Below are 24,526 nucleotides of genomic sequence, written 5' to 3'. Positions count from 1 at the left end.
CGGTGGTCGAGCAGCTCGCGAGCGCAGCGAGCGACTGCGGACCCGGTGGTCGAGCAGCTCGCGAGTGCGGACCCGGTGGTCGAGTAGCTCGCGAGCGCAGCGAGCGGCGTATCGAGACCAGCTCAGCGCTGGGGGGTGGCGGCGGGCTCGATGCGGACGACGACCGCCTTCGAGACGGGGGTGTTCGAGTCGCGCGCGGTGGAGTCCAGCGGCACGAGCACGTTGGCCTCGGGGAAGTAGGCGGCGGCGCAGCCGCGGGCCGTCGGGAACGCCACGGCGCGGAACCCCCGCAGCACCCGGTCGGGCTGGTCGGGCCACTCGCTGGACACGTCGACGAGGTCGCCGTCGGCGAGGCCGCGCTCGGCCAGGTCGTCGGGATGGACGAACACCACGTCGCGCCCCGACTTGATGCCGCGGTAGCGGTCGTTGCGGCTGTAGATCGTGGTGTTGAACTGGTCGTGCGAGCGCACCGTCTGCAGCAGCAGGCGTCCGGGCGCCAGCGTGATCGGCTCGAACCGGTTGGCGGTGAACATCGCGCGCCCCGTGGCGGTGTCGAAGGTGCGTGAGTCGCGGGCCCCGTGCGGCAGGACGAAGCCGTCCGGATCGGTGACCTTGCGCTCGTAGTCCTCGCAGCCCGGGACGACGCGGCTGATGTGGTGCCGGATCGTCCGGTAGTCCGCCTCGAACGCCGCCCAGTCGACCGGCTGCCGGTCCCCCAGCGTGGCCCTGGCGAGCCGGCTCACGATCGCCACCTCCGACAGCAGCGTGTCGGCGACCGGCTCGACGCGCCCGCGGGAGGCGTGCACGGCGCACACCGTGTCCTCGACCGTGACGAACTGCTCGCCCGAGGCCTGGCGGTCGATCTCGGTGCGGCCGATCGTCGGCAGGATCAGCGCGGCCTCGCCGGTGACGCCGTGCGAGCGGTTGAGCTTCGTGGAGACCTGCACGGTCATCGCCGTGCCGCGCAGCGCCGCCTCGGCCGCCCCGGTGTCCGAGATCGCCGAGACGAAGTTGCCGCCCAGCGACATCCAGAAGCGCACGTCGCCGCGCTGCATCGCCCGCACCGCGTTGACGGAGTCGAAGCCGTGCTTCCGCGGCGGCTCGAAGCCGAACTCGGCGGCCAGCCCGTCCATGAAACTCTCGGGCATCTTCTCCCAGATGCCCATCGTGCGGTCGCCCTGCACGTTGCTGTGCCCGCGGATCGGCGAGGCACCGGCGCCCGGGCGGCCGATGTGCCCCCGCAGCAGCAGCAGGTTGATGATCTCCTTGATCGTGGCGACCGCCTGGGTGTGCTGGGTCAGCCCCATCGCCCACGTGACGATGACGCGGTCGGCGGCGAGGTAGCGCCGGGCGAACTCGTCGATCTCCTCGGTGGTCAGCCCCGTGGCCGCGTGCACCGCGGCGTCGTCGAGGTCGGCCACGCTCGCGCGCAGCTCCTCCAGCCCCGAGGTGTGCCGCTCGATGAAGTCGTGGTCCAGCACGGTGCCGGGCGCCGCGTCCTCGGCGGCCAGGACGCGCTGGATCACGGCCTGCAGCAGCGGCCCGTCGCCCCCGAGGCGGATCTGGCAGAACTGGTCGGCCATCGTGGTGCCCTTGCCGACTACGCCCCGTACGTTCTGCGGGTTCTTGAACCGGATCAGCCCGGCCTCGGGCAGCGGGTTCACCGCGATGATCGACGCGCCGGCATGCTTGGCGCGCTCCAGCGCCGACAGCATCCGCGGATGGTTGGTGCCCGGGTTCTGACCCATGATGATGATCAGGTCGGCCTGCGGCACGTCCTCGTAGGTGATCGTGGACTTGCCGACGCCGATCGTCTCGACCATGGCGGTGCCGGTGGACTCGTGGCACATGTTCGAGCAGTCGGGCAGGTTGTTCGTGCCGAAGGCGCGCACGAACAGCTGGTAGACGAAGGCGGCCTCGTTCGAGGCGCGGCCCGACGTGTAGAACGCCGCCTGGTCGGGGTGGTCGAGGCCGTTGAGCGCCTGCGCCGCGAGCGTGAACGCCTCGTCCCACGACACCGGCCGGTAGTGGTCCTCCCCCGGCGCCTTGTAGACGGGCTCGGTGAGCCGGCCCTGCTGGCCCAGCCAGTACTCGCTCTTGCCTGCGAGGTCGTGCACCGAGTGCTCGGCCCAGAACTCGCGCGGGACGGTGAGCGGGGTCGCCTCCCACGTGACCGCCTTGGCGCCGTTCTCGCAGAACTCGGCCGAGTGGCGCCGGCCCGGGTCGGGCCACGCGCAGCTCATGCAGTCGAAGCCGTCCTTCTGGTTGATCGACGTGAGCAGCTTCGCCGTCCGCGCCACACCCATCGCACTGAGCGCAGGCCGCATCGCGTGCAGGACGCCGGGAAGGCCCGCGGCCCAGCTCTTCAGCCCGGTGACCTCGATGGCGTCGTCGTTCGGGTCGTCGACCGGAGGCTTGCGCACCATCACGCCACCACCCGGTCGGGTCGGGAGTAGACCACCATCGACGGCCCTCGCAGGAAGCCGACGACCGTGAGGCCGGCCTCCTCGCCCAGCTCCACGGCCAGGGACGAGGGCGCCGAGATCGCCGCGAGCACGGGGACGCCCGCCATGGACGCCTTCTGCACGAGCTCGAAGCCGGCCCGCCCGGACACCAGCAGCACGCAACCGGCCAGGGGCAGCTTCTCGTGCTCGAGCGCCCAGCCGACGACCTTGTCCACGGCGTTGTGGCGACCGACGTCCTCGCGCACGACCAGCGGCTCGCCGGTGCGGCCGTCGAAGAGACCCGCCGCGTGCAGACCGCCCGTCTGGTCGAACACCGACTGGACGCCGCGCATGCGGTCGGGCAGCCCCGACATCAGCTCGGCGGGCACGCGCAACGCGTCGCCGGAGACGTCGAACGCCGACTTCGTGGTGACCGCCTCGATGCTGGTCTTGCCGCACACGCCGCACGAGGACGACGTGTAGCCGTGACGCTCGAGCGCGAGGTGGTCGACGTGGGCATCGGACTCCACCTGGACGTCGAGCACGTTGTAGGTGTTGAGCCCCTCCTCGGTGGCACCGGCGCAGTAGCGCGCCGAGCGCACCTGCTCACGCCGCGTGATCACGCCTTCGGACACGAGGTAGCCCAGCGCGAGCTCGACGTCGTGGCCCGGGGTGCGCATCGTGACGGCGAGCGAGCGGCCGTTCAGCCGGATCTCGAGCGGCTCCTCGCCGGTCAGCCGGTCCTCACGGACGCGGGAGCGGCCCTGCTCCACCACGGTGACGCGGCGGCGGACGGCTGGCTTGGTCATGGAGCCACGGTATGTCAGAACGCGGCGGCGAGCCGGGTGATCGGGCGGCGGCGGGGGTTCGGTCGGAGTCGGTGCCCCCGCCATCGGGGGGTTGTGCGAAGGCACCGACTCACAGACAGACACGACTCGGCTGGGGGACCGAGTACTCCCTCCCGGCAGACTCGAGGGTGTGAGCTCGAAGCCTGCCGCCCGCCAAAAGTACCGGACCGGTACACAAGTCCGCCCGAAAATGGAACAAATACTTACTCACCAATGTCCTGACTGGGATTCCAGCCAGAATCGCGGCAGCTTCAGACGGGGCGGAGCAGCGCCGAGTGGATCGCGACGACCGGGGGCACGACGCTCGAGAGCCGGAGCCGCCGTCGCGGATCCGTGGCGCGGATCTGGCGCGACACCAGCTCCTCGGTCGCCCCGATCGCCCCGATGACCTCGAGCTCGGTGGGGACGCGGACCTCGGCCCCGGCCGCCGCGGCGAGCGTGGCCACCCGCGCGAGGCTGCGGGCATGGCGCTCGACGACGAGGTCGCGCTGGCGTCGCACGCGGTCGCCCGCGACGTGGACCTCCACCAGGAAGCTGCGGGCGAACGTGGGCCGGGCCTCCAGGCAGGCCATCAGGCCCCGCACCCCGAGCTCGATCCGCTCCTCCCACGCCGAGTCCGGCGTCCGCATCGCCTGGTCGCGGATGAACTGGACCAGCTGCTCGCTGATCGTCTCGTGCGCCGACGCGAACGCCTCCTCCTTGTCGGAGAAGCACTGGTAGAAGGTGGTCCGCGAGACCCGCGCGCGCCGGGTGATGCCGGTGACGGTCGTTCGGGCGTACCCCGCGGCGGCGACCTCGTCGCAGACGGCCTGCAGGATGCGGCCCCGCTGGGACGCCTCGACCTCGCGCTCGGGCAGCGCCGCCCGGCCGCGCGGCAGCTCCAGCCGCTCGGGCAGCAGGCTCAGGGCGTCGTCGGGCACCGGGTCAGGCTAGCCCTGCAATTCCCGGGTGTCTCCTGTTCCTCACGGGGTTTTTCGCCGGTCCCCCGGCCCGGCCCCGACACCTGGGTGGGGAATCGTTGCTCCGACCCCGCCGAGACGCAACGTTTCGCACGCGAGATCGCAAGAAAACGCGATTGTTTGCACCACAACGCCTGCGTAGCGTTGGCTTCATGAGCTCCGTGCCCTTCCTCGACGTCACGAACACCATCCGCTGGGTCCGCACCCGCGGCGCCGAGGCGGTCATCGCCGGCATGACCGACGCCGTCGAGGCCGACTTCCGGCGCTGGACCGCGTTCGACAAGACGGCGCGCGTCGCCGCGCACTCCCCCGAAGGCGTCATCGAGCTGATGCCCACGAGCGACGGCGCGGCCTACGGCTTCAAGTACGTGAACGGCCACCCCGCCAACCCGGCGCGTGGCCTCCAGACCGTCACCGCGTTCGGCGTCCTGGCCGACGTCGCCTCGGGCTATCCCACGTTCGTGGCCGAGATGACGGTGCTGACGGCGCTGCGCACGGCGGCCACCTCGGCGATGGCGGCTCGTCACCTGGCCCGTCAGGACGCGCAGGTCATGGCGATGATCGGCACCGGATCGCAGGCCGAGTTCCAGGCGCTCGGCTTCCGCGCCGCGCTGGGCATCCGGTCGCTGCGCGTGTGGGACGTCGACCCCGGCGCTCTGGCGAAGTTCGTGCGCAACGTCGAACCCCTCGGCTTCGACGTGCACCTCGCCAGCAGCGCCGAGGAGGCGGTGCTCGGCGCGGACGTGATCACCACGTGCACGGCCGACAAGCAGCGCGCCCTCGTCCTCACCGACGACATGGTGGCGCCCGGCGTGCACGTGAACGCGATCGGCGGCGACTGCCCCGGCAAGACCGAGCTCGACCCGGCGATCCTGCACCGTGCCTCGATCTTCGTGGAGTTCGAGCCCCAGACCCGCATCGAGGGCGAGATCCAGGCGGTCGCGGCCGACCACCCCGTCACCGAGCTGTGGCAGGTCATCGCCGGGACCGCCGCGGGACGTCGCGACGCGACCGACGTGACCGTCTTCGACTCGGTCGGGTTCGCCGTGGAGGACTTCGCGGCGCTGCGCTACGCGCACGAGTCCGTGGCGGGCACCGACCTGGTGGGCTGGCTGGACCTCGTCGCCGACCCCGCCGATCCCAAGGACCTCTTCGGCCTGGTGGCCGGCGCCGACACCCTGGTCGCCATCTCCTGACACTCCTCGACCCCCTGCACGGCCATGTCGCGCAGGGGTTGACGTCTGTCCGGGCGCGGGTCTAACCTGCAACCAAATGGTTGTACATACTCAGAACGAGCTGACCGACGCCGAGGTCGACCGCATCTTCCACGCCCTCGCCGACGCCACCCGACGCGACATCGTCCGACGCACCCTCGTGGGCGAGGCGTCCGTGTCCCGGCTGGCCGACTCGTACGACATGTCGTTCGCCGCGGTGCAGAAGCACGTGGCCGTCCTGGAAGGGGCCGGACTGGTGACCAAGCACCGACAAGGCCGCGAGCGACTGGTCCGTGGCAATCCCGACACGATCGCCCGGGCCCAGCACCTGCTCGACGAGTTCGAGCTCCTCTGGCGCTCGCGCGTCGAGCGTCTCGACGCCCTGCTGGCCGAAGACCCCGACCCCTCCTGAAAGGCACCACCATGCCCATCACCTCCGTGTCCAAGGACACCGACGACCTGACCATGACCGTGGTCGCCGACTTCCCCGTGCCGGTCCGCCGGCTGTGGGACGCCTACGCCGACCCCCGCCAGCTCGAGCGCTTCTGGGGACCCGTCGAGTGGCCCGCCACGTTCAGCCGCCATGACATGACCGCCGCCGGCGAGTCGCACTACGTGATGACCGGCCCCGAGGGCGAGACGAGCGCCGGGTACTGGAAGTTCCTGTCCGTCGACGAGGGCAAGGGCTTCGAGGTCGAGGACGGCTTCGCCTCCGAGCCCGGCGTCCCGAACCGCGACATGCCGTCCATGCGGATGAGCTTCGCCTTCGAGGAGACCGGCGAGGGCTCGCGGGTCACCACCACCACGTGGTTCGCCTCGCTGCAGGACCTCGAGCAGCTGATCGCGAGCGGCATGGAGGAGGGCATGACCTCGGCGATGGGCCAGATGGACGAGGTCCTGGCCGACCTCGCCTCCTTCGCCGCCGGGTCGGGCACGCAGACCCAGCTGCTCGACGACACGCACGTGCGCATCACCCGTGTCATCCGCGGCACCGTCGAGCAGGTGTGGCGCGCCCACACCGAGGCCGATCTCATGAAGCGCTGGCTGCTCGGGCCCGACGGCTGGACGATGCCGGTGTGCGAGGTGGCCACCGAGGTCGGTGACACCTACCGCTACGAGTGGGAGCAGGAGGGCGGCGGCAACCGGTTCGGCTTCACCGGCGAGCTCCTCGAGGTCCACGCCCCCACCCGCAGCGTCACCACCGAGCGGATGATCGGGATGGAGGGCGAGGGGACGCTCAACGAGCAGACCCTCACCCCCGTCGAGGGCGGCACCCTGCTGACCGTCGTGATCACCTACCCGAGCCGCGAGCTGCGCGACCAGATCCTGGCCACCGGCATGACGGACGGCATGGAGACCAGCTACGCACGGCTGGAGCGCGAGGTGCTCGCCACCGCCTGACGCAGGCCCCTCATCGCAGCCGCAGCGGCACCGCTGCGGCTGCGACGGCGCCCGAGGCGAGCACGAGCAGGGTCGCTCCCACGACCGGCGAGGATCCGACGAACGCGGCGAAGACGACCGCGCCGACGGCCATCGCAAAGGCTTGGACCAGCGCGTCGTTGAGCTGCAGGGACGAGGAGACCCGACCCGCCTCGCCGTCGTCGGCGGTGGCGAGCGCGAGCACCGCGAGCGTCGAGAACGCCATGCCGATGCCGAACCCGGCGACGGCCCACGCCACGACGGGGAGCACCAGCGGGACGCCGCCGAGCCCCACGGTCGCCGTGGTCGCCACCGCCACCGCCACCAGCGAGGTGCCGAGCCGGACGCGGAGCAGCTCGTCGCCCAGCGCCGGCACCCGCGCGGCGGCCTGCGCTCCGAGGCACCACGCCACGGCGGCGGCGGTCAGCACCAGTCCGGCCTGCGAGAGGGAGAGCCCACGCTCGGTCGTCAGCAGCAGCGGCAGGTAGGCCTCGGCACCGGCGAACGACGCCCCGACGAGACCTCGCGCGACGAGCACGGCCGGCAGTCCCGGCCTGGCCCGCCAGGTTCCGGGAGGGAGCAGGCGCCCCGCGGCGACGAGGGCGGCCACGGTGCCGCCCACCACGAGGACGAGCCAGCCCTCGAGCTGGCGCTGACCGCCGACGGCCAGCGCCGAGACGCCGGTCGCCGCGAGTGCGGCCCATCCCAGTCGCCGTCGGTCGACCATGACCGAGGACTCCCCCGGCGCCCCGGCTGCCGACCGCACGAGCCACCACGACCCGAGAGCCACGGCAGGAACCGCGAGGAAGACCCAACGCCATCCCACGAGGTCCGCGATGACCCCCGCGAGCAGCGGCCCCACGAGGGCGGGCAGGACCCACGCGGCCGTCATCACCGCGAACACCCGGGGCCGCAGGACGGCCGGGTAGGACTCCGCGACGACCACGTAGAGCGCGACACCCAGCACGCCGCCACCCAGGCCGTGGACGAGCCGGCCGACGAGGAAGACCTCCATCGACGGCGCCAGCCCGGCGACCACGACCCCGAGGCAGAACACCAGCACACCGACGACCAGCGCCCGGGCGGTGCCGTGCCGGTCGACCCACTCACCGGCCACGGACAGCGCCACCACGGAGGCGGCCATCGGCGCGGCGAACGCCAGCGCGTAGAGCGAGAGGCCGTCGAGATCCCGAGCCACTTCGGGCATCACGGTGGCGACGGCCAGGGACTCGAACGCGAACAGGAAGGCGAGCGAGAAGACGCCGACCGTCGTGCGCAGGTGCGGGCCCGCCCAGGGCGAGCCGGACGGCGCCGTCCGCAGTGCGCTGCTCACCGCAGTCGCAGACTGATCACGCCGGCGGCCACGAAGCGGTCCCTCTCCTCGAGCCGGATGCAGCCGTCGACGAGGCGGGCGCGGGTGGACAGGGACGGGCGGACCCGGCGGCGCCGGGAGGGCTTCGACTGGAGCATGGCTTCATGGAACAACCTCAACTATGGTTGAGGTCAATGACCGTTCTGCTCACTCCTTCCCAGGTCGCCGAACGTGCCGGCGTCGCGGTCTCGGCGCTGCACTTCTACGAGCGCGAGGGCCTCATCACATCCACGCGCAGCGCAGGCAACCAGCGGCGCTACACCCGCGACGTCCTGCGCCGGATCGCCTTCATCCGCACCTCGCAGCGCGTGGGCATCTCCCTTGCCGAGATCCGTGAGGCGCTCTCGACGCTGCCGGTGGACCGGGCACCGACGAAGGCCGACTGGTCCCGGCTCTCCCGCCGCTGGCGCACCTCGCTCGACGAGCGCATCGCCCGCCTGCAGCGCCTGCGCGACGACCTCGACGGCTGCATCGGGTGCGGGTGCCTCTCCCTCAGGACGTGCCGCCTGCAGAACCCCGACGACGCCCTCGGCGCGCAGGGTCCGGGTGCCCGCCTGCTCGACCCTGGCTGAGACCGGCGCGGGCCCGGAGAAGGACAGGCCGGTGCCCCCGCGTTCGGGGGGGGTCAACGGGGGCACCGACCTGTCGACGGGGCTCGGTCGGGGGGAGACGAGCCGCACCGTCAGACGCAAAAGTACAGGGTCAGTACATCTGTGTCCGCACGGCGCGCACACGGATTCTCACGTGTCGTGCATCACGGCGCGGACGATCTGGGTGACCGGCGCCACCACCGACTGCAGGTCCAGACTCTCGCCATGGCGCCGGCAGCGCACCCGTCGCGCCGCGAGCTGGTCGAAGGCTCCGATCAGCCCGCGCACGACTTCGGGGTCGTGCAGCCGGATCGTGGGGTCACTGGCCCTGGAGGCCTTCGCGAGCTCGAGCAGGATCTCCACGTGGCGGTCCAGCATCTGCTCACGCTGCAAGGCCAGGCGCTCCCCCGCGGCAAGGATCTCGACGAAGAAGCAGATCGTGAAGGATCGAGCGGACTCGAGCACCTCGACGTACGCCGTGAGGACGCTCGCGATGCGATCGTCGAAGTCCAGGTCGGGGCGCGAGAGCGTGGGCTCCCACACGCGCGCGACGGCCAGGTCACTCGCGCTCCAGTGGGCGCTGGCGAACGCGTCCTCCTTGTCGGTGAACGCGTCGTAGAACGAGGTGCGCGAGACGTGGGCGCGCTTGGTGATCGCGGCGACGGTGGTCGCGTGGTAGCCCGACTCGGCGACCTCGTCCAGCGTGGCCTGCATGATCCGCCCGCGACGGGAGGCCTCCACCGCCGACTTCGACAGGGCCGATCGTCCCCGGGGCAGGTCGAGGCGATCGGGCAGCAGGCTCAGCAGTCCGTCGTCCTCCACCTCCGCAGGATAATCGCCGTGATGCCACCGTGTCCGTGGTTCTGGAGTGACTGGTGTTCTGCCGCGCGTCAGGCCCGCGCCTGCACGCGGCTCCACCCGTCGGCGGTGCGCTCGACGGCGAGCTGGGCGGGGATCCGCTCCTTCATCGTCTCGACGTGGCTGATCAGTCCGATCGTGCGGCCGTTCTGGCGCAGCGCGTCGAGCGTGTGCATCGCCACCTCGAGCGTCTCGGCGTCGAGCGACCCGAAGCCCTCGTCGATGAACAGGGTGTCCAGCGTGATGCCGCCGGCCCGGTTGGTGACGACCTCGGCCAGGCCGAGGGCCAGCGCGAGCGAGGCGAGGAACTTCTCGCCGCCGGAGAGCGACTCGGGACTGCGCGTGACCCCCGTATAGTCGTCGCGCACCCGGACCTCGAGCCCCGAGTTGGACCCGCGGGTGGCGGTGACGTCGCTGCGCTCGAGGGCGTAGCGGCCGCTCGACATCGCGTGCAGGCGCAGGTTCGCAGCGGCGACGATCTGCTCGAGCTCGGCGGCGAGCACGTAGCTCTCGACCCGCATGCGACGGGTGTTGGGCGACTCGCCGTGCAGCGACCGCGCGAGCCGGTCGAGCACGTCGTACGAGGCGCGCGCCTCGGCGTGGGTGGCCCACTCACGCCGGATCGCCGCAGCCACACGGTGGGCAGTGGCGGCGCTCTCCTTCGCCGCGCCGTGGCGTTCGGTGGCGACCCCGCACACCTCGCGCGCCTGCGCGTGGACCTCCTGCGGGCGTTCGACGTCGGCCGGCTCGGCGGGCAGGTCCTGCAGCTCGGGCGCGGCCAGGGCGGTCTGGCTGGCGACCCGCAGTGCCTCGTGCCCCTCGATGCGGCGAGTGAGGTCGGCGATCGCCGAGGCGTCGAGGCACGTCTCGAGGAACTCGTCCTCGGAGGCGAAGCCGTGGTGGTCCAGCGTGGTCGCGAACGACTCGTCGCACTCGCGGAGCCGCTCGCGCGCCGTCCGCTCCGTGGCGCGGGCCTCGATGAGCTGGGCCGTGGCGTCGACGTGGCCGGTGACCACCGCGATGCGCTCGACGACCGATCCGGACGCGCCCCGGACGCGCGCGACGGTGGCGGCCAGCGCGACGACCTGCTGGTCGGTGGCGACGGCGCGCTGCTCGACGGTGGCCCGCTGGACGCTGAGGTCGGCGAGCGCGGCGTCGATCCGCTCCTTGGCGGCCCGCGAGCTCACGCGCTCCTGCTCCGCCTGCTCGGCGCGAGTCAGCACGGCCTCGGCCTCGGTCACCGCCGCGGTGAGCTCGTCGAGGGGGCGGACCTCGGCCCAGCCCTGCACGGTGGCACGCAGGGCCGCGGCCTGCTCGCCCGCCCGCCGGGCCAGACGGTCGGCCCGGTCGTACGCCTGCCTGGCGCGGTCGAGCGCGTCCTCGGTGACGTGGTCGTCGGCCAGGACGGCGGGGACCGGGTGCTCGGCCGAGCCGCAGACGGCACAGGCCTCGCCGGCGACGAGCTCCTGGGCCAGGGTGCCGGCGTACTCGGCGAGGCGACGCTCGTTGAGCGAGTCCAGGGCCGTGGACGCGGCCGTGCGGGCCTTGCCGCACTTCAGCTCCTCGAGCTGGGCCTCGGCGAGGTCGCGCTCGGCGGTGGCCCGCTTGCGAGCGAGGTCGAGCTCGGCGCGCAGCCGCTCGAGGGCGGACCCGGCCTGCTCAGGCGTGACGTCGATCTCGCGCTCGAGGACGGCGTCGTGGTTCCGGCACTGGACCGTGAGGTCGTCGGCGCGCAGCGCGAGGTCGTCGAGCTGCTCGGTGAGGGTGGCCGAGAGCGCGCGCAGCCGCTCCAGCTCCTGCTCGTCGGCGAGCCGCGCCGTGAGCACGGCGAGGTCGGCGGTGAGGGCATCGCGGTGGGCGGCGAGGTCGGCCGGCGGCGGGCCGTCGACGGCCTCGGCGAAGCGTGCCTCGGCGGCGACCAGGCAGGCCGTGGCCTGCTCGGCACGACCGGCTGCGGAGACGCGGGCGCGATGGGCGACCTCGACCGACTGCGCCGCCACGGCGAGATCGCGCCGGAGGCGGTCGGCCGCGATCTGGGGCGCCTGCTCGACGACGAGGGCCATCGCCTCGGTGGCGCTGGTGAGGCGACGTTGGCGCTCGGCCAGCTCGGTGGCCTGCCGGAGCAGCTCGGCGGCCGCCTCGACCTCCTTCGTGGCCTGGTCGAGGTCGGCCTTCGCCAGCTCGACGTCGGCGTCGAAGGCGATGAGGACCTGGGCGATCCACGCCTCGTCGGCCTCGGCGGGAGCCTCCTGCCCCGCGTGCTGGGCGAGCGTGGAGATCGTGGACGCGATGCCGGACTCCGCCGCGCGCAGCTCCTGGCGCAGCTCGCCGGCGCGCCGCTGCAGCTCGGTGTCGTAGTCGCTGAACCGCTCGCTGCGAAAGAGCGTGCGCAGCAGCCGCTGGCGTTCCTCGCTGGAGGCCACCAGGAAGCGCTGGAACTGACCCTGGGCGAGCAGGACGACCTGGAGGAACTGGTCGCAGCGCAGCGGCAGGATCTCGTGCAGCTCCTCGCCGACCGTGCGGGGCTGGGCGGCGAGGCCGACCCACTCATCCCCCTCCCTCACGTACAGCTCGGCGGTGGCCTTCTCGGGCGTCATCCCGGTGCCGCGCACCTTGGGCCGCAGGTACTCGGGGGTGCGCACGACCCGGTAGGTGCGGCCGGCCGCGCTGAAGACCAGCTCGACCCGGGTGGGGTCGTTCGGCTCGCAGTGCGTGCTGCGCACCTGCTTGCCGCCCGCGGCGGCGTAGCGCGGGGCCGAGTCGTAGAGGGCGTAGACGATCGCGTCGAGGATGCTGGACTTGCCCGCGCCGGTGCGGCCGGTGATGAGGAAGATCCCGTGGTCGGCGAACGCGTCGAGGTCGACCGTCTGGGTGTCGCGGAACGGGCCGAACCCCGTCATCGTCACCTGGTGGATCCTCATCGCGCCGCCTCCGTCCCGGCGACGTGGCCGACGAGATCGTCGAGGAGCTGCGCCTCGGCCTCGGTGGGGCCCTCGCCGCCGCGCACGAACGAGAGGAACTCGGCCATCACCTGCTGGTCGGTGAGGGTGGCCAGGCGCCGCGGGTCGATGGGCGACGCCGACGCGTCGACGTGGCTGGGCCGGAACTCCAGCAGCGCGCAGTGCGGGAAGCGGCCCTGGAGCCGGCGCATCGGGTCGTCGGGGCGCGCGACGTCGGTGAGGATCGCGCGGACCCAGTGCGACTCGCGATCGGTGAGCCCGGGGTCGGACAGGAGCTCGTCGAGGGTGCCGGTGAGCGTCGTGAGCGCCCGGGGCACCGGGAGGTCGAGCCACTCGACCGGGCCGAGCCCGTCGGCGTCGAGCGTGACGAGCCACGCCCCGCGCGGCTTGTCCTGCTCGGAGAAGGACAGGTGCAGCGGCGCCCCGCTGTAGCGGACGTGGGGCGCGAGCGTGTTGCGGCCGTGGATGTGGCCGAGGGCGGCATAGGTGACGCCGTCGAACACCGGCACGGGCACGCGGTCGAGACCACCGGCGGTGATGCCCCGCTCGGACTCGCACGACTCGCCCTCGGCACCCGACACGAAGGTGTGGGCGAGCACGACCGATCGGCCGCCCCGCGTGGCGAGGTCGGCGCGGATGTTGTCGAGGGCGAATCCGATCGCGTCGGCCTGGTGGGCCAGGCGCTGGTCGGGCCACACGTGCCGGATGAGCGCGGGCTCGAGGTAGGCGATGCCGTAGAAGTGGACCGGACCGTGCTGGTCCTCGACCGTGATCGGCGTGGCGTGGTCCTGCGGCCGGGTGACGATGTGGACGCCGGCCTCGTGCAGGAACGCCGCCTTCGCGCCCAGCCGCGCCGGCGAGTCGTGGTTGCCGCTGGTGACGATCACCCGGGCCCCGGTGTCGCGCAGGGCGACGAGGACGCGGTCGAGCTCCTCCACCGCGGCCGCCGACGGGGTGGACGAGTCGAAGACGTCGCCCGCCACCACCACGACGTCGACCGCGTGCTCGCGGACGGCCTCCACGAGCGCGTCGAGCACCGAGGCGAGCGCCTCGGCGGTCGAGTGCTGGTGGAACGTCCGACCGATGTGCCAGTCGGACGTGTGGAGGATCTTCACGTCTTCGACGCTAACCAGCGGCTCCGACAAATCCGCGGACCCCGGGCCGGGCGGGTCGTCGTGGATCGCCCGGTGGCGTGCGGCGTTCGCCACAGCGGGTCCCCGCTAGGGTCGGGGCATGGCGATCGTCCTGCTCGTCCGGCACGGACGGTCCACCGCGAACACCTCGGGCACGCTGGCCGGCCGGCTCCCCGACATCCACCTCGACGAGCTCGGCCTCACCCAGGTCGAGGCCACCGGCGCGCGGCTGGCCGACCTGAGCCTGGCCGACGTCGTCACGAGCCCCCTCGAGCGCTGCCGCGAGACCGCCGCCGCGATCGCCGGCCGGCACGGCATCGAGCCCACGGTCGACGAGTCGATCACCGAGTGCGGGTACGGCGACTGGCAGGGCAGGGCGCTGAAGGACCTCGCCGCCGAGGACCTGTGGAAGACCGTCCAGCACCATCCCGCCGCGGCCGCCTTCCCCGGCGGTGAGTCGCTCGCCGCGATGCAGGCCCGCGGCGTCGCGGCCATCCGCGGGCACGACGCGCGGATCGAGGCCGAGCACGGCGCCCACGCCGTGTGGGTCGCGGTCTCGCACGGCGACGTGATCAAGGCCGTCCTGGCGGACGCCCTGGGCATGCACCTCGACCTGTTCCAGCGGCTGCACGTCGACCCGGCCTCGGTGTCGATCGTGCGCTACGGAGCCCGCCGTCCCGACGTCGTGGCCGTCAACACCTCGGCCGGGGACCTGTCCTGGCTGCGCGCGCCGGCCACCGCCGACGACGCCCCGGTCGGTGGCGGCGCGGGTCGCTGAGACCCCCCGCGGCCCAGCGCTCTCGCGATCGGACTCCTAGCATGGAGGCATGGCTCAACGGGTGCACGAATTCGACTGGCCCGATCGTCTCGTCATCGGCACGGTCGGCCGTCCCGGAGAGCGGTCCTTCTACCTCCAGGCGCGGACGGGTGAGCACGTCGTCAGCGCCCTGATGGAGAAGGAGCAGTCGGCCACCCTCGCCGAGAAGCTGGACGAGGTCCTCGACGAGCTGATGTCCCAGGACGGCAACCCGTTCAGCGTCCCGGCCGCCGCGCCCGAGGGACTCGACGACCACGCACCGCTGGACGCCCCCGTGGTGGAGCAGTTCCGCGTGGGCATCCTCTCCCTCGGCTTCGACCCCACCACGGCCCAGGTCGTGATCGAGGCGTTCCCGCTGGTCGAGGACTCGCCCGAGTCGCTCCTCGAGCCGGAGGAGGACGGCCCCTCCGAGGTGCTGCACGTGCGAATCCCCGTCGGCGCGGCACGCTCGTTCTGCAAGCGCACCCGCGAGGTGGTCGGCGCGGGCCGGCCCACCTGCCCGCTGTGCCTGGCCCCGATCGACGACGACGGCCACGTGTGCCGTCCGGCCGACGACGACACCTGGTGATGCTCGAGGGAGACCTCGAGCTGGAGGGACGCGTCCTCCCGGCCTCGAACGCCACCTTCGTCGGCCGCATCGACGGCGTGCGCGTGGTCTACAAGCCCGTCGCCGGGGAGCGCCCGCTGTGGGACTTCCCGGGCGCCGTCCTCGCGAGTCGCGAGATCGCCTCCCGGGTGGTCTCCGAGGCGACGGGCTGGAACATCGTGCCGCCCACGTGGTGGGCCGACGGACCGCACGGGCCCGGCATGCTCCAGCTCTGGCAGGACGCCGATCCCGAGTCCGAGGCCGTCACCCTGGTGCCGGCCGACGACCGTCCCGGGGGCTGGTGCCACGTCCTCGACGGGCTGGACGCCGAGGACCGCCCCGTCTCGCTCGTGCACGAGGACTCCCCCGGCCTGCGGCGGATGGCGGTCTTCGACGTCCTGGTCAACAACGCCGACCGCAAGGGCGGTCACGTGCTGGCGATGCCGGACGGTCACCGGTACGGGGTCGACCACGGCCTGACCTTCCACGAGGAGCCCAAGCTGCGCACGGTCCTGTGGGGCTGGCTCGGCGCGGCGCTGACCGACGACGAGCTGGCCGGCGTGAGCCGGGTGCGCGAGGGCTTGGCCGCCGACCTCGGCGAGGAGCTCCAGCAGTGGCTCGGCGAGCCCGAGCTGGCGGCGCTGGCCCGTCGCTGCGACCGGCTGCTGGCCGACCGGGTCTTCCCCTCCCCCGAGGGCGACATGCCCGCCGTGCCCTGGCCACCCTTCTGACGGCTCCCCCACGACAGACGGCGACGGCCGCCCGGTGACACCGGGCGGCCGTTCCTCTCGAACCGGTCAGATGGTGGCCAGCTCCGCCTCGCGGGTCTTCGCGTGACGCAGGCCCAGCACCGAGAGCAGGGCCAGCAGCGCGGCTCCCACGAAGGAGGCGATGGCGGCGAGCCCGGCGATCAGGCCCATCGTGCCGAACGCGTAGGCGTTGAGGAGCAGCCCGCGCAGGGTGTTGCCCATGAAGAGCGACTGGCGCAGCGCGGCGACCTGCTGGCCGGCCTCGGACGCCTTCTCCTGGTCGGTCAGCTGCATGAACTCACCGCTGACCTCCTCGTACGTGCGGTTCCCGCTCGAGGCGTTCATGTGGGCGAGGATGTAGTGGTCGGCGAAGGCGCGTGCCTCGGCCCCGGTGTCCAGTGCGCTGCCGGCGTAGGGCTCGAGGGCCTTGCGGTCCGCGTCGGAGAGGCTCTTGATCGCCTCGCCCTCGGGCATCGTGATGCGCTGGGACACCAGCTGCGACTGCACCTGGTCCTCGATGAAGAAGTGGGCCCAGGAGGCCAGTCCGCCCACGACCACCAGCAGGGCTGCCAGGACCAGTCCGGTCCACGAGATGAGCTTGTCGAATGCGGAGCGTCGCATGATCAGTTCCTCCTGTGCGGTGACTCCGCGTCGTTGCGGCGTCACCACCGACGCTACGGAGCCCCGCACCCGGGCGGATGAGGCGAACGGACCCACCTGTCCGGGACCTTCGTCCCGGGTCGGTAGTGATCACGCACGACGACGCCCGGCCCCCGAGAAGGGACCGGGCGTCGCTCGTGCGCCGGGGGTCAGGCCTGGGTCTGGAACTCCGGCAGGTTGCGCTTCATGACCTTGCCCGTGGGATTGCGGGGCAGCTCGTCGAGGAACATCACCGCACGCGGCACGGCGAAGCGGGCGACGTGCTCCTTGGCGTACTCCACGACCTCCTCCTGCGTGAGGGTCTCGCCCTCGCGCGGCACGACGTACGCGGCGAGGCACTGGCCCCACTGCGGGTCGGGGATGCCCGTGACGACGACGTCCTGGACCTTCGGGTGCTCGATGAGCGCGTCCTCCAGCTCGCGGGGGAACACGTTCTCACCGCCGGAGATGACCATGTCGTCGTCGCGGCCGGCGACGAACAGGCGGCCGGCCTCGTCGAAGTAGCCGAGGTCGCCCGAGTGCATGAGGCCGTCGCGGAAGTCCTTCGTGCGGCCGTCGGTGTACCCGGCGAACATCATCGAGTTGCCGACGTAGATGACGCCCGTCTCGCCCTGGGGCACCTCGTGGCCGTTCTCGTCGAGCACCTTGACCACGGTGTGCCACGGCACGCGGCCCGCGGTGCCGGGCGCGGCGCGCAGGTCCTTCGGGTCGGCGATGGAGACCCAGCCGGTCTCGGTGGCGCCGTAGAAGTTGTAGACCGAGTCGGTGAACGTGTCCATGAAGTGGGTCGCGAGCTCACCGGCCAGCGCCGAGCCGCTCGAGGCGGTGATCTGGAGGCTGGAGACGTCGCTGCTCTTGATCACCTCGGGATCGGCGTCGACGAGTCGCTGCATCATGAGCGGCACGACGACCAGGACCTGGGCCTTGTGGGTGTCGATGTCGCGGATGACCTGCTCGGGCACGAAGCGGCGGCGCAGGACGTAGGTGGGGACCGTGGACAGGCCGAACCCGAAGTTCAGCAGGCCCCACGAGTGGAAGAGCGGCGCCGCGATGACGACGGTGGAGTTGCCCTCGTAGGGGATGGACCCGAAGAAGGTCAGCAGCGGCTCGAGGTTCTCGGGCTCCTTGCGCTTGGCGCCCTTGGGCAGGCCGGTGGTGCCCGAGGTGAAGATCACGATGCCGCCGGGCTTCTCGGGCTTGGGGTGGTCCGCGGCCGACTTGCCGGCGGCCAGGCCGCTCAGCGTGGGCAGGCCGTGGGTGTCGTCGTCCTCCCACGCCACGACGAGCAGGTCGCGGTCGATCTCGCCCGCGACGTGGAGGAACTCCTGGTCGAGGATGACCATCTTGGCGCTCTCGCGCTTCGTGAGCTCGCTGAGCTGGCCGGCGCTGGCCATCGTGTTGAGCAGCAGCATGCGGCCGCCCATCTGGCTGATCGCGACCATGGCGATCACCATGTGGCGGTGGTTGCGGCACAGCACGGCGATCGGGTCGCCGGGCACGAAGCCGCGGTCCTTGAGCGCCTGCGTCACGCGGTTGACCGCGTCGCTCGTCTCACGCCAGGTCAGCTGACCGGCGTCGTCGATGATGGCGACCTGCTGAGGCTTGCGCGCGGCGGCGGCGCCGACGGCCGACGGGAAGCCCGGGCCCCACGCCGCGAGCTTCTTGCCTGCCTTCACCAGCCGGACGGGGTTCTGGGCCTTCAGCAGGCCGATCCTGCGCAGCACCTTCAACTTGTAACCGAGGTCGCCCATCATCTCTCCAGATCCTGTGTGTACCGGCGGGTAGTGTGACGTAGGTTACCAGCGGGTCACTTGATTGCGTCAGCGCGTTGTCCAAGATGCGGCGTGGATCACACTGCGCCTGTCCGCGCGGCGCAGCGCGATTGTAACCGAGAGTGACGTTCCACCGCCGAAACTCGCTCGGATACCAGTCGTTTTCAGATACCCGAGGAATGTCGCCGAAACCCTCGTGCCAGCGGCCTCCTGAGCGCAGGATGGGCGGGTGGACGCGGGGACGTCCGGGACGGGAGTGGTTCAGGTGACGAGTTCGGTGGCGGTGGTGACCGGTGGAGCGGGGGCCGTGGGACTGGCCTCGGCGAAGCTGCTCGCCCGCGACCACCACGTGGTCCTCAGCGACGGCCGCGGGGAGCGGCTCACCCGCGCGCTCGACGAGCTGGACTCCCTCGGCGTCTCCGCCGAGTCGATCGTCGCCGACGTCACCGACCGGGCGTCGGTGGAGGCGCTCATGCGCGCCGCCCGCCAGGCCGGGCCCATCGCGTCGGTGGTGCACGCCGGCGGCGGCGCCACGGCCGACGCCTCGCCCGAGGACATCGTGCGGGCCCGCGTCCTGGGAACCATGAACGTCACCGCCGCCACGCTGGCCGTCGCCGGGCTCGGCACGACGCTGGTCCACGCGTCGGCGCACTCCCCCGCCCTGGCGCTCCCGGCGCTGCCTCGGTGGGTCTTCCGCCTCGCCCCGACCGATCCCGAGGGACTCGTCACGGCCCTGACCCGCCTCGCCAGTCTCGGTCCCGCACGCCGGGCGCCGGCCGTGGCGCACGCCCTGAGCACCACCTTCCTGCAGTGGTACGCCGACGGGATGTCCGTGGCGTTCGACGCCTGCGGCGCGCGACTGAGGTCGACCGCCGCCGAGTCGGTGGTCGACCTCTGCCGCGCTGACCTGGCACCGGCGCCCTCCCACAGCGCCGTCGCCTGATCCGCGGCCCGCGTCAGTCGCTCCTCCGCGCGAGCATGACGCGGTGGAACGGCGTCGTGGCCACCGTCTCGCACGAGGCGAAGCCGGCGCCGGTGACGATCTGCTCCACCCGCGCGGGACCGGCCTGGGTGCCGATCGCGGCCGCGCCCTCCTGGGAGAGCGAGGCCGGCGTGCACAGCAGGGTGGAGAACCCGTAGTACGCGCGGCCGACCGGGTTGAAGTTGTCCTGAGGAGCGTCGCCCGCCATCGGCTCGACGATGAGCCAGCGACCCCCGTCGGCGAGCAGGCGGTGCACGTGCCGCGCGGCACCGTCGGGATCGCCCATGTCGTGCAGCGCGTCGAACGTCGTGGCCAGGTCGAAGCCCTCGCCGCCGACCTCCGCCGCGAGCGAGGTCTCGAAGCTCGTGTTCGCACCGACGCCGGCGTCCTCGGCCCGGCGGCGCGCCACCTCGATCGACGGCTCGTGGTAGTCCGACCCGACGAACCGCGACTGCGGGAACGCCTGCGCCATCAGCACGGTCGACGCGCCGTGCCCGCAGCCGATGTCGGCCACCCGGATCCCGCGCCTCAGGTCCTCGTCGAGTCCGGCGGCCGGCAGCCACGCATCGACCAGGTACGCCTGGTAGGAGGGCGCGAAGAACCGCTCGCAGCCGTCGATCACGTCGTTGCCGTGCTCGTGCCAGCCGACCCCCGTGCCGCTGCGCGCCGCCTCGGCCAGCCGGCCGGCGTCGGCCACGGTCCCGAGCGCGATCTGGAACAGCCCTGGCAGGTAGGCGGGGCTCGAGGCGTCGGTCAGCGCGACGGCGTGCTCGGCGGGCAGGGTGAACCGCCCCGAGGCCTCGTCGAGGTCGATGAAGCCGCCCGCCGCCTGCGCGTGGCACCACTCGCGGGCGTAGGGCTCGGCGGTGGAGGTGCGCCCGGCGAGCTCGGCCGCGGTGAGCGGACCGTGCTCGGCCAGAGCACGGTAGTAGCCGAGCTCGTCCCCGAGGACGACGAGTGCGGTGTTGAGGGTGGCGCCGACCTCCTCGACGGCGCGGAAGACGAACGCCATCAGGCGGTCCTGGTCGATCGTCGGGGTGGTGGTCTGCTGCGTGGTCATGATGACTCCTGAGGGGGCTCGTCCGGGGGCTCTCCCAGCATGCGTTCGGCCCGGATCCGCAGGCTGTTCCGGTGCTACAGTCCGATAAGTGGAACTGATGCGATCGGTTTCCTCGCTGCGCGTGCTCGCAGCCCTCGACGGCGCCGACTCCTTCTCCGCCGCCGCGGACGAGCTCGGCATGTCGCAGTCCGCGGTCAGCCAGCACGTCGCCGCCCTCGAGCAGCAGGTGGGACTCCCCCTCGTCCAGCGCGGCACCCGTCCCGTCGACGTCACGGCGGCCGGACGGGTCCTCGCGGGTCATGCCGCCGCGGTCATCGCCCGGCTCGAGGCCGCCGGGCTCGACCTCGACGAGCTGGCCGGCCACCACCACCGTCGCCTGCGCGTGGGCGGCTTCCCCACCGCGCTGGCCACGTTCGTCCCGCGGGCGCTGGCGCTGCTCGCCAGTCAGTCGCCGGACGTCACGTTCACCGTCGTCGACGACCACCTCCAGGGGCTCGTGCCGCGACTGCTCAACCGCGAGCTGGACGTGGCCCTGGTCTTCGACGACAGCGCGGAGCACCGATTGCCGGGCCTCGACCACGGGGTGGAGCTGACGTCGCTCTTCCTCGACCCGTACCGGCTGCTCGTTCCGCGGTCGCACCGGCTGGCCGCGCGGCAGGGAGCGCTGTCGCTCGCCGACCTCGGCGAGGAGACGTGGGTGGGCGGCGGCCCGTCGAGCACCTGGTTCCAGATCGTCCGAGGTCGCTGTCGTGCGGCCGGGTTCGAGCCGCGCGTGAGCATCGCGTCGGACGACTACCTCGCCGTGCAGGCGTTCGTCGCCGCCGGACTGGGCATCGCCGTCGTCCCGGGGCTCGTGGCCTCCCGCCGGATCGCCGGGGTCGAGGTGCGGGCGCTGCACGACCCGGCCCCGACCCGCGAGGTCATGGTCGCGTGCCCGGTGGACCCCTTCCGTCCGGCCGCGGCCACCACGATGGTGGCACTGCTCCAGCGCGTCACCGCAGGCCGCTCCTCACCCGGTTGAGACCGGGGGTGCCGCCACCACGTGCGGCAGCACGTCCTCGGCGAGCCGCCGGAGCTGGCGGGCCTCGTCGCCCACGGGCCAGAAGTGCACGCGGCGGCAGCCCTGCGCGGCGTACTCGGACAGCAGCTCGGCGCACGTCTCGGCCGGGCCGACGCACACGCGACCACGCAGCGACTCGGGGTCGCGGTCGAGGGCGGGGGCCAGCAGGCTCGTCAGCACCCGCTCGGCGACCCGGGTGTCCTCGGTGACCCACGTCCACATCGTCACGAGCGCGTGCGGCGGCTCGGCGCGGCCGAGCCGGTGGCAGGCCTGTGCCAGGCCCTCGCGGGTGCGACCGAACTCCGCAGGCGTGGTGTGGAACGCCGAGGCCAGCCAGCCGTCGCCGTACCGGGCCACGCGGTCGATGCCCGCCGGCGAGCCCCAGCTGGCCACCCAGAGCGGGACCTGCGCCCGGGACCCGTGGCGCGCGAACTGTGCCCGCAGCACACCGAGGGCCGCGTCGAACCGCGACCACCGCTCCTCCCACGGGACGTCGGCCAGGGCGTAGTCCGACCGCGAGGATCCCGGACCGACCCCGGCCACGATGCGCCCGGGGGCGAGCCGCTCGAGCGTGAGCATCGCCGCCCCGTACGAGCGAGCGCCGCGGAGCACCGGCAGCGCCGCGCTGGTGACCAGCTCCAGGTCGCCCGAGCGCGCGGCCGCTGCGGCCAGCAGGACGAGCCCGTCGGCCCACGGGCTCGGGAAGGTCAGGTGGTCGTTGGCCGACAGCGCGGCGAACCCCAGGTCGCGGGCGGCGTCGACCACCTCCGCGAGGTGGGAGCCGTCCAACGGCGTCGCGGTGAAGTCGATCTGCGGCAGGTGCACACCGGCATCCACCCGCTCACCGTCGCACGGGCCGGGGTCACCTCCGCTCCCTCAGTCCCCGCGCCCCGCGCCCCGCACCCCCGAGCCCCTGGGCCACTTTTGGAACGGGATCAACGTCGATGCGTCCGGAGAACGTGCATCCTGCTCCAAAAGTGGGCAGCGGGGGCGGCGGCGGCTGGCGGCAGGGCAGGGCGGGGCGCCGGGGTCAGCCGCGCTTCTTGAGGTCGCGCCCGATGACGAGGCGCTGGATCTGGTTGGTGCCCTCGAAGATCTGCATCACCTTCGTCTCGCGCATGTACCGCTCGACGGGGAAGTCCTTCGTGTAGCCGGCGCCGCCGAGGACCTGCACAGCGTCGGTCGTCACCCTCATCGCGTTGTCGGTGGCGACGAGCTTGGCGATCGAGGCCTGCCGCGAGAACGGGCGGCCGAGGTCGCGCAGCCGCGCGGCCGCCAGGTAGGTGGCCCGCGCCGACTCGACGGCCGCCGCCATGTCGGCCAGCAGGAACGTCAGGCCCTGGTGGTCGACGATCGGCACGCCGAAGGCCTCGCGCTCCTTGGCATAGGCGACCGCGGAGTCGAGGGCGCCCTGCGCGACGCCGGTGGCGACCGCCGCGATCCCGAGGCGGCCCGAGTCGAGCCCGGCGAGCGCGATCGCGAGGCCCTGGCCCTCGTCGCCGAGGCGTCGCTCCACCGGCACCCGGACGTCGTCGAACAGCATCGTGGCCGTCGTCGAGCCCATCAGGCCCATCTTGTCCTCGGGCACGTCGGCGGTGAGCCCCTCGGCGTCGGCCGGGACGAGGAAGCACGTGATGCCGGCCTCGGCGCGCGCCATCACCTTGTAGTAGTCGGCCTGGCCGCCGTGGGTGGTCCAGGCCTTCGCGCCGCGGATCACGTAGTCGTCACCGTCGCGACGGGCGGTGGTGCGCATCGCGCCCGGGTCGGAACCGGCGTGCGCCTCGGACAGGCAGTACGCCCCCAACAGGTCACCACCGAGCATGTCCGGCAGCCAGCGCTCCTTCTGCTCCCGCGTGCCCGCGTGGTCGAGGCCGAAGCAGCTCAGCGCGTGGACGCTCGTGCCCACGCCGACGCTGGCCCACGCGATCGCGATCTCCTCGACGACCTGCAGGTAGACCTCGTAGGGCTGGCCACCGCCGCCGAGGTCCTCGGCGTACGGGAGGCCCAGCAGGCCGGCGCGGCCCAGGGTGCGGAAGATGTCGCGCGGGAACGTGCCCGACCGCTCGTCCGCGTCGACGCGCGGCCGCAGCTGGTCGTCCACGATCTGGCGCGTGAGGGCGATCAGGTCGTTCGCCTCGTCGCTCGGCATCAGACGCTCCACGGCCACGGTGCTCCTCCTGGGGTGTGTCGGCCCCTCCAGCATGGACCACGGGCGAGTGGTTGGATGCAGGGCATGGACATCAGTGGAGCATCAGCCATCGTCACCGGCGGAGCCTCGGGCATCGGCGCGGCCGTCGTCCGCCAGCTCGCCGCGAAGGGCGCCCGGGTGGTCGTCGCCGACCTCAACGACGAGGCCGGTCAGGCCCTCGCGAGCGAGGTCGGGGGCGTCTTCATCCACGTCGACGTGACCGACACCGACCAGATCAAGACCGCCGTCGCCGCCGCCGAGGAGCTCGCGCCGCTGCGCGTCCTGGTGAACTCGGCTGGCATCGGCTGGGCCCAGCGCACGGTCGGCCGCGACGGTCAGTTCGAGTCAGCACACGACCTCGACGCCTACAAGAAGGTCATCGCGATCAACCTGATCGGCACCTTCGACGCGATCCGACTCGCCGCCACCGCGATCGGCCGCACCGAGCCGCTGGAGTCCGGTGAGCGCGGCGCGATCTGCAACCTCGCCTCCGTCGCGGCGTTCGACGGCCAGATCGGCCAGGCGGCCTACTCGTCGTCGAAGGGCGGCGTCGTGGGCATGACCCTGCCCGTGGCGCGCGACCTCGCGGCCATCGGCGTGCGCGTCAACACCGTGGCGCCCGGTCTGATCGACACCCCGATCTACGGCGAGGGCGAGGCGGCCGAGCAGTTCAAGGCCAAGCTCGGCGAGTCCGTCAACTTCCCCAAGCGCCTGGGACAGCCCGACGAGCTGGCCAGCATGGTCGTCGAGTGCGTCACGAACTCGTACATGAACGGCGAGACGGTCCGCGTCGACGGCGCCATCCGGATGCCCCCGCGCTGACCGGCACTCGCCGGGCAGCGGCCAGGGGCCGAC

The 24,526-nt window shown here is 72.6% G+C and carries 23 protein-coding genes; 10 read left to right on the top strand and 13 right to left on the bottom strand.

What is annotated here, in order from left to right; genetic code table 11:
* Positions 1-122 precede the first annotated feature (122 nt).
* The 3 genes from B2363_RS10855 to B2363_RS10845 all read right to left on the bottom strand — a co-directional run bounded on the left by B2363_RS10855 (position 123) and on the right by B2363_RS10845 (position 4,212).
* Positions 123-2,426 carry an FdhF/YdeP family oxidoreductase gene (locus B2363_RS10855; RefSeq protein ID WP_286930107.1) on the bottom strand — a complete coding sequence of 768 codons (2,304 nt, stop codon included), beginning with the start codon at positions 2,424-2,426 and terminating at the stop codon, positions 123-125.
* The gene (gene fdhD / locus B2363_RS10850; RefSeq protein WP_286930106.1) at positions 2,426-3,253 is read right to left on the bottom strand and encodes a formate dehydrogenase accessory sulfurtransferase FdhD; all 828 of its coding nucleotides are present in this window, start codon (positions 3,251-3,253) and stop codon (positions 2,426-2,428) included. The genes B2363_RS10855 and fdhD overlap by 1 nt, the downstream gene beginning before the upstream one ends.
* A 290-nt stretch (positions 3,254-3,543) precedes the next feature.
* Positions 3,544-4,212: a TetR/AcrR family transcriptional regulator gene (locus tag B2363_RS10845; RefSeq protein WP_286930105.1), complete on the bottom strand. Its 669-nt coding sequence runs from the start codon at positions 4,210-4,212 to the stop codon at positions 3,544-3,546.
* A gap of 191 nt (positions 4,213-4,403) precedes the next feature.
* Here B2363_RS10845 and B2363_RS10840 point away from each other — a divergent pair, with 191 nt between their 5' ends.
* The 3 genes from B2363_RS10840 (at position 4,404) to B2363_RS10830 (ending at position 6,866) form a co-directional block, all read left to right on the top strand.
* Entirely contained in the window at positions 4,404-5,447 is a 1,044-nt protein-coding gene (locus tag B2363_RS10840; RefSeq protein ID WP_286930104.1) for an ornithine cyclodeaminase, read from the top strand.
* Between the two features lie 76 nt (positions 5,448-5,523).
* Entirely contained in the window at positions 5,524-5,877 is a 354-nt protein-coding gene (locus B2363_RS10835; protein WP_181756518.1) for an ArsR/SmtB family transcription factor, read from the top strand.
* Between the two features lie 11 nt (positions 5,878-5,888).
* The gene (locus B2363_RS10830; RefSeq protein WP_286930103.1) at positions 5,889-6,866 is read left to right on the top strand and encodes an SRPBCC family protein; all 978 of its coding nucleotides are present in this window, start codon (positions 5,889-5,891) and stop codon (positions 6,864-6,866) included.
* Positions 6,867-6,876: 10 nt separating this feature from the next.
* Here the strand turns inward: B2363_RS10830 and B2363_RS10825 are convergent, their stop codons facing one another.
* Together B2363_RS10825 and B2363_RS10820 are read right to left on the bottom strand one after the other, a co-directional pair.
* Positions 6,877-8,217 carry an MFS transporter gene (locus B2363_RS10825; protein ID WP_286930102.1) on the bottom strand — a complete coding sequence of 447 codons (1,341 nt, stop codon included), beginning with the start codon at positions 8,215-8,217 and terminating at the stop codon, positions 6,877-6,879.
* On the bottom strand, positions 8,214-8,354 hold the full coding sequence (locus B2363_RS10820; protein ID WP_286930101.1) for a hypothetical protein: 141 nt from the start codon (positions 8,352-8,354) through the stop codon (positions 8,214-8,216). The genes B2363_RS10825 and B2363_RS10820 overlap by 4 nt, the downstream gene beginning before the upstream one ends.
* A 36-nt stretch (positions 8,355-8,390) precedes the next feature.
* On the opposite strand from B2363_RS10820, the gene soxR reads away from it, so the two are divergent.
* Positions 8,391-8,828 carry a redox-sensitive transcriptional activator SoxR gene (soxR, locus tag B2363_RS10815; RefSeq protein WP_286930100.1) on the top strand — a complete coding sequence of 146 codons (438 nt, stop codon included), beginning with the start codon at positions 8,391-8,393 and terminating at the stop codon, positions 8,826-8,828.
* A 168-nt stretch (positions 8,829-8,996) separates the two neighbouring features.
* Here the strand turns inward: soxR and B2363_RS10810 are convergent, their stop codons facing one another.
* From B2363_RS10810 to B2363_RS10800, 3 genes are all read right to left on the bottom strand, one after another.
* Positions 8,997-9,668, bottom strand: coding sequence for a TetR/AcrR family transcriptional regulator (locus B2363_RS10810; RefSeq protein ID WP_181756513.1), 672 nt, complete (start codon positions 9,666-9,668; stop codon positions 8,997-8,999).
* Between the two features lie 68 nt (positions 9,669-9,736).
* The gene (locus B2363_RS10805; protein ID WP_286930099.1) at positions 9,737-12,625 is read right to left on the bottom strand and encodes an AAA family ATPase; all 2,889 of its coding nucleotides are present in this window, start codon (positions 12,623-12,625) and stop codon (positions 9,737-9,739) included.
* On the bottom strand, positions 12,622-13,779 hold the full coding sequence (locus tag B2363_RS10800) for an exonuclease SbcCD subunit D (RefSeq protein WP_286930098.1): 1,158 nt from the start codon (positions 13,777-13,779) through the stop codon (positions 12,622-12,624). The genes B2363_RS10805 and B2363_RS10800 overlap by 4 nt, the downstream gene beginning before the upstream one ends.
* Positions 13,780-13,897: 118 nt before the next feature.
* On the opposite strand from B2363_RS10800, the gene B2363_RS10795 reads away from it, so the two are divergent.
* The 3 genes from B2363_RS10795 to B2363_RS10785 are packed head-to-tail and all read left to right on the top strand — an operon-like array spanning position 13,898 to position 15,931.
* Positions 13,898-14,575, top strand: coding sequence for a histidine phosphatase family protein (locus B2363_RS10795; protein WP_286930097.1), 678 nt, complete (start codon positions 13,898-13,900; stop codon positions 14,573-14,575).
* Positions 14,576-14,624: 49 nt separating this feature from the next.
* Complete coding sequence (locus B2363_RS10790; RefSeq protein WP_181756509.1) at positions 14,625-15,182, top strand: DUF3090 domain-containing protein; 558 nt, start codon at positions 14,625-14,627, stop codon at positions 15,180-15,182.
* Entirely contained in the window at positions 15,182-15,931 is a 750-nt protein-coding gene (locus B2363_RS10785; protein ID WP_286930133.1) for an SCO1664 family protein, read from the top strand. Before B2363_RS10790 ends, B2363_RS10785 begins: the two co-directional genes overlap by 1 nt.
* Before the next feature lie 66 nt (positions 15,932-15,997).
* Here the strand turns inward: B2363_RS10785 and B2363_RS10780 are convergent, their stop codons facing one another.
* The gene (locus B2363_RS10780; RefSeq protein ID WP_286930096.1) at positions 15,998-16,570 is read right to left on the bottom strand and encodes a hypothetical protein; all 573 of its coding nucleotides are present in this window, start codon (positions 16,568-16,570) and stop codon (positions 15,998-16,000) included.
* 188 nt (positions 16,571-16,758) lie between these two features.
* Positions 16,759-18,363, bottom strand: a complete 1,605-nt coding sequence (locus B2363_RS10775) for an AMP-binding protein (RefSeq protein WP_286930094.1) — start codon at positions 18,361-18,363, stop codon at positions 16,759-16,761.
* A gap of 283 nt (positions 18,364-18,646) precedes the next feature.
* Here B2363_RS10775 and B2363_RS10770 point away from each other — a divergent pair, with 283 nt between their 5' ends.
* Entirely contained in the window at positions 18,647-19,324 is a 678-nt protein-coding gene (locus tag B2363_RS10770; RefSeq protein WP_286930093.1) for an SDR family NAD(P)-dependent oxidoreductase, read from the top strand.
* A gap of 13 nt (positions 19,325-19,337) precedes the next feature.
* Here the strand turns inward: B2363_RS10770 and B2363_RS10765 are convergent, their stop codons facing one another.
* Positions 19,338-20,423, bottom strand: a complete 1,086-nt coding sequence (locus B2363_RS10765) for a methyltransferase domain-containing protein (RefSeq protein ID WP_286930092.1) — start codon at positions 20,421-20,423, stop codon at positions 19,338-19,340.
* Between the two features lie 97 nt (positions 20,424-20,520).
* On the opposite strand from B2363_RS10765, the gene B2363_RS10760 reads away from it, so the two are divergent.
* Positions 20,521-21,444: a LysR family transcriptional regulator gene (locus B2363_RS10760; protein ID WP_286930131.1), complete on the top strand. Its 924-nt coding sequence runs from the start codon at positions 20,521-20,523 to the stop codon at positions 21,442-21,444.
* Here B2363_RS10760 and B2363_RS10755 read toward each other — a convergent pair.
* Both B2363_RS10755 and B2363_RS10750 read right to left on the bottom strand, forming a co-directional pair.
* Positions 21,433-22,320 (bottom strand): LLM class flavin-dependent oxidoreductase, encoded by an 888-nt coding sequence (locus B2363_RS10755; protein WP_286930090.1) that lies wholly within the window; start codon positions 22,318-22,320, stop codon positions 21,433-21,435. The genes B2363_RS10760 and B2363_RS10755 overlap by 12 nt on opposite strands.
* A gap of 193 nt (positions 22,321-22,513) precedes the next feature.
* Positions 22,514-23,650 (bottom strand): acyl-CoA dehydrogenase family protein, encoded by a 1,137-nt coding sequence (locus B2363_RS10750; protein ID WP_286930088.1) that lies wholly within the window; start codon positions 23,648-23,650, stop codon positions 22,514-22,516.
* 66 nt (positions 23,651-23,716) lie between these two features.
* Here B2363_RS10750 and B2363_RS10745 point away from each other — a divergent pair, with 66 nt between their 5' ends.
* A complete protein-coding gene (locus B2363_RS10745; protein WP_181756501.1) occupies positions 23,717-24,493 on the top strand; it encodes an SDR family NAD(P)-dependent oxidoreductase in 777 nt (258 codons plus the stop codon).
* The last annotated feature ends 33 nt before the right edge of the window (positions 24,494-24,526 follow it).

This window comes from Aeromicrobium sp. UBA7512, assembly GCF_002476985.1.
Taxonomy (GTDB): domain Bacteria; phylum Actinomycetota; class Actinomycetes; order Propionibacteriales; family Nocardioidaceae; genus Aeromicrobium; species Aeromicrobium phoceense.
Note: the sequence above shows the minus strand (reverse complement) of the source record. Positions and strands in the feature narration are given on the sequence as shown.

What these genes read in the sequence shown, in the direction of transcription:
- B2363_RS10855 (WP_286930107.1), bottom strand. Translation starts at nt 2,426, where the DNA reads ATGGTGCGCAAGCCTCCGGTCGACGACCCGAACGACGACGCCATCGAG.
- fdhD (WP_286930106.1), bottom strand. Translation starts at nt 3,253, where the DNA reads ATGACCAAGCCAGCCGTCCGCCGCCGCGTCACCGTGGTGGAGCAGGGC.
- B2363_RS10840 (WP_286930104.1), top strand. Translation starts at nt 4,404, where the DNA reads ATGAGCTCCGTGCCCTTCCTCGACGTCACGAACACCATCCGCTGGGTC.
- B2363_RS10835 (WP_181756518.1), top strand. Translation starts at nt 5,524, where the DNA reads ATGGTTGTACATACTCAGAACGAGCTGACCGACGCCGAGGTCGACCGC.
- B2363_RS10830 (WP_286930103.1), top strand. Translation starts at nt 5,889, where the DNA reads ATGCCCATCACCTCCGTGTCCAAGGACACCGACGACCTGACCATGACC.
- B2363_RS10820 (WP_286930101.1), bottom strand. Translation starts at nt 8,354, where the DNA reads ATGCTCCAGTCGAAGCCCTCCCGGCGCCGCCGGGTCCGCCCGTCCCTG.
- soxR (WP_286930100.1), top strand. Translation starts at nt 8,391, where the DNA reads ATGACCGTTCTGCTCACTCCTTCCCAGGTCGCCGAACGTGCCGGCGTC.
- B2363_RS10805 (WP_286930099.1), bottom strand. Translation starts at nt 12,625, where the DNA reads ATGAGGATCCACCAGGTGACGATGACGGGGTTCGGCCCGTTCCGCGAC.
- B2363_RS10795 (WP_286930097.1), top strand. Translation starts at nt 13,898, where the DNA reads ATGGCGATCGTCCTGCTCGTCCGGCACGGACGGTCCACCGCGAACACC.
- B2363_RS10790 (WP_181756509.1), top strand. Translation starts at nt 14,625, where the DNA reads ATGGCTCAACGGGTGCACGAATTCGACTGGCCCGATCGTCTCGTCATC.
- B2363_RS10785 (WP_286930133.1), top strand. Translation starts at nt 15,182, where the DNA reads ATGCTCGAGGGAGACCTCGAGCTGGAGGGACGCGTCCTCCCGGCCTCG.
- B2363_RS10780 (WP_286930096.1), bottom strand. Translation starts at nt 16,570, where the DNA reads ATGCGACGCTCCGCATTCGACAAGCTCATCTCGTGGACCGGACTGGTC.
- B2363_RS10775 (WP_286930094.1), bottom strand. Translation starts at nt 18,363, where the DNA reads ATGATGGGCGACCTCGGTTACAAGTTGAAGGTGCTGCGCAGGATCGGC.
- B2363_RS10765 (WP_286930092.1), bottom strand. Translation starts at nt 20,423, where the DNA reads ATGACCACGCAGCAGACCACCACCCCGACGATCGACCAGGACCGCCTG.
- B2363_RS10760 (WP_286930131.1), top strand. Translation starts at nt 20,521, where the DNA reads ATGCGATCGGTTTCCTCGCTGCGCGTGCTCGCAGCCCTCGACGGCGCC.
- B2363_RS10745 (WP_181756501.1), top strand. Translation starts at nt 23,717, where the DNA reads ATGGACATCAGTGGAGCATCAGCCATCGTCACCGGCGGAGCCTCGGGC.